Here is a 2,787-nt window from a genome sequence, read left to right on the forward strand (position 1 = left end):
CACCCCCGCTAGCACCAGAAATAAGCCCTGGCCAGGGCGTTAGCACGCTAGCGCCCTCGCTTGACGACACCCGAAAACGGCCCAGGAGGCCCGTCATGACCCCTGCTCTGCTCATCGCTAGCGCAGTGATCGTCATCACCCTGTTTATCACCGTCCGTTACGCCGTCGAGTGCTACATCAGGCCCTTCCGCCGCTGCCGCGCCTGCCACGGCAAGGGCCGCAGGCCCAACCGCATCGGACACGGCACCCGCGACTGCCGCCGCTGCCGCGCCACCGGCCTGCGCCTGCGGATCGGCCGCCACCTCTGGAACCACGCCCGCGCCCTGCACCGCGACGCCACCCGCTGAACCCTGAACGGAGCACCCATGCCCACCACGAACCTGATCCGCTACGCCCTCGCTGCTGCCGCCCGAGGCTGGCACGTCTTCCCGCTCGCCCCGAACGGCAAGACCCCGCCCCGCGGCTTCACCGCCTGGCAGCACCGCACCACCACCGACCCGGCCACGATCCGCCATACCTGGCAGCGCCCGTACAACATCGGCATCGCCACCGGCCCGTCCAGCCTGGTCGTGATCGACCTCGACCAGCCCAAGCACAACGAGCAACCACCACCGGAGTGGAGCCGCTCAGGCATCCAAGACGGCGCAGACGTCTTCGCCGCCCTGTGTCAGGAGGCCGGCCAGCCCCTCCCGCTGGAGACCTTCCAGGTCCGCACCCGACGCGGCGGCCTCCACCTGTACTACACGGCACCCGAAGGAGCCACCCTGACGAACACCCAAGGCGCTCATGGCGGCCTCGGCTGGCTGATCGACACTCGCGCCAATGGCGGCTACGTCGTCGGCCCCGGCAGCCACGTCACCGACCACGACGCCACCGGCACCTACGAAGTCCTGCACCCGATCCCACCAGCGCCGCTCCCGGCCTGGCTGGTCGAACGCCTACGCCCGGCCCCGCTGCCACCGCAGAAGCCCATCACGGTGCCTCTGGCATCAGACCGTCGAGGCTCCTACATCCGCGCCGCTGTCCTCGGCGAGCTGGAGCGGGTGGCCAGCTCACCGCCACACGGCCACAACAACGCGCTCTATCTCGCTTCGGTCGCCCTCGGCCAGCTCGTCGCCGGAGGCGAACTGACCGCCGCCGCCGTCACTACGTGGCTCACGGAGGCAGCCACGCAGATCGGCCAGCCCTACCGCGAGGCCCAGCGCACCATCGCATCCGGCCTGCGCGCTGGTGCCCGCCGTCCCCGGACGGTGGCCGCATGACCAACGACCGCACCACTCACCTAAGCCTGGTCAACGGTGATGCCGTCCATGCGCCCGGCCAGCCCGTACCGTTCCGCACCTCCTGGACCGCCGACGAACTGATGGCCATGACCTTCCCGGAGCCCCGCTGGGCCGTACCCGGGATCATCGCCGAAGGACTCAGCCTCCTGGCAGGCCCGCCCAAGGTCGGCAAGTCCTGGCTCAGCCTCGGCCTGGGCATCGCCGTGGCCAGCGGCTCCAAGGCCCTGGAAGCTATCGAACTGGAACCCGGCCCGGTGCTCTACCTCGCCCTGGAGGACACCGCCCGCCGCCTCCAGAACCGCATGGGCAAGATCTTGAGCGGCCAGCCCGCGCCCAAGGACCTGACCCTGGCCACCACCTGCCCCACGCTGCCGCAGGGCGGCGACGAGGCCATAGCCCGCTGGCTGGACCGCGAAGGTCATCGCGGACGCCACCGGCCTGTCCTACGAGAACGTCCGCAAGACCTGCCAGCGCATGAACGCCGACGGCCAGCTCTGCGTGAACGCCACCGGCCACTACCGCCTACCCGGGACACCACCAGGTGGCGTCCCCAGCGTCCCAACCGTCCCTGAACACGCCGCCGCCAGCACCAACGCCCACCACCACGAGGGACAACCTGCCCTGCTGGCTGTCCCCGCTGTCCCCACCGCTGAGGAGACCCACCAGGCATGACCACCTCAACGCCGGACAGCGTCCGGCTCGCCGACACCCAGCTCTACCGCGTCACCGATGCCATGCGCGTGCTGCGCATGAGCCGAACCGTCATCTACGAGCAGATCCGCACCGGCCGCCTCCGCTCCGTCAAGCAAGGCCGCGCCCGCCTCATCACCCCCGGCGCCATCCGCGCCTACATCGCCCTCCTGGAAAAGGAAGCAGAGGAAGCAGCCTGATGACCAAACGACGCAGCAGAGGAGACGGCGGCCTCCACTGGGACGACAAGCGCCAACGCTGGATCGCCACCGTGACGGTCGGCTACTCACCCGCCGGGAAGCGCATCGTCAAGAAGGGAAGCGGCAAGACCAAGACCGAAGCCAAGGAGAAGCTCAAAGAGGTACTCAGGGACTACGACGACGGCCTGACCCTCGCAAGGGGAGATGCCACGGTAGAGCAGGCAGTAAATGACTGGCTGAAGTACGAACTGAGCCGCCGGGACAAGGCCACCTTCGATGCAGGGCAAATCATGTGCCGAATCCACGTCATCCCGGCATTGGGTAGGAGGAAGCTCCGCGAACTCAGTGCACAGGATGTGGATACATGGCTGGCGGATAAGGCCAAGACGCTGAGCACGAGCACACTCCGCCTGATCAGGTCCTACCTCAACCGGTCCCTAAAGCGTGCGATGGCCCGTGACCTGGTGAAGCGGAACGTGGTGGACCTCTGCTCAGTCCCGCGGGGAAAGGAGGGGCGTCCTGAACTGCGCCGGGTTTCGTGGAGACTCTGGTGTGCCCCGCGTTGAGTGGAGGTGGATTTCTGGATTCTTGTGCCACTTGATGAGAGGAAAGTG

The 2,787-nt window shown here is 68.1% G+C and carries 5 protein-coding genes; all 5 read left to right on the forward strand.

Translation table 11 applies throughout. From position 1 onward, the window contains the following. Window positions 1–95 precede the first annotated feature (95 nt). The 5 genes from BLR04_RS39320 to BLR04_RS39340 all read left to right on the forward strand — a co-directional run bounded on the left by BLR04_RS39320 (window position 96) and on the right by BLR04_RS39340 (window position 2,739). On the forward strand, window positions 96–347 hold the full coding sequence (locus BLR04_RS39320; protein WP_090774282.1) for a hypothetical protein: 252 nt from the start codon (window positions 96–98) through the stop codon (window positions 345–347). 18 nt (window positions 348–365) lie between these two features. Further along, window positions 366–1,262 carry a bifunctional DNA primase/polymerase gene (locus BLR04_RS39325; RefSeq protein ID WP_090774284.1) on the forward strand — a complete coding sequence of 299 codons (897 nt, stop codon included), beginning with the start codon at window positions 366–368 and terminating at the stop codon, window positions 1,260–1,262. Further along, on the forward strand, window positions 1,259–1,855 hold the full coding sequence (locus BLR04_RS39330) for an AAA family ATPase (protein WP_090774286.1): 597 nt from the start codon (window positions 1,259–1,261) through the stop codon (window positions 1,853–1,855). Before BLR04_RS39325 ends, BLR04_RS39330 begins: the two co-directional genes overlap by 4 nt. A gap of 96 nt (window positions 1,856–1,951) precedes the next feature. Next, window positions 1,952–2,173 (forward strand): helix-turn-helix domain-containing protein, encoded by a 222-nt coding sequence (locus BLR04_RS39335; RefSeq protein ID WP_090774288.1) that lies wholly within the window; start codon window positions 1,952–1,954, stop codon window positions 2,171–2,173. Beyond that, window positions 2,173–2,739: an Arm DNA-binding domain-containing protein gene (locus tag BLR04_RS39340; RefSeq protein WP_176903575.1), complete on the forward strand. Its 567-nt coding sequence runs from the start codon at window positions 2,173–2,175 to the stop codon at window positions 2,737–2,739. Before BLR04_RS39335 ends, BLR04_RS39340 begins: the two co-directional genes overlap by 1 nt. Window positions 2,740–2,787 lie beyond the last annotated feature (48 nt).

It is taken from the genome of Nonomuraea maritima, assembly GCF_900100395.1.
GTDB classification, from domain to species: domain Bacteria; phylum Actinomycetota; class Actinomycetes; order Streptosporangiales; family Streptosporangiaceae; genus Nonomuraea; species Nonomuraea maritima.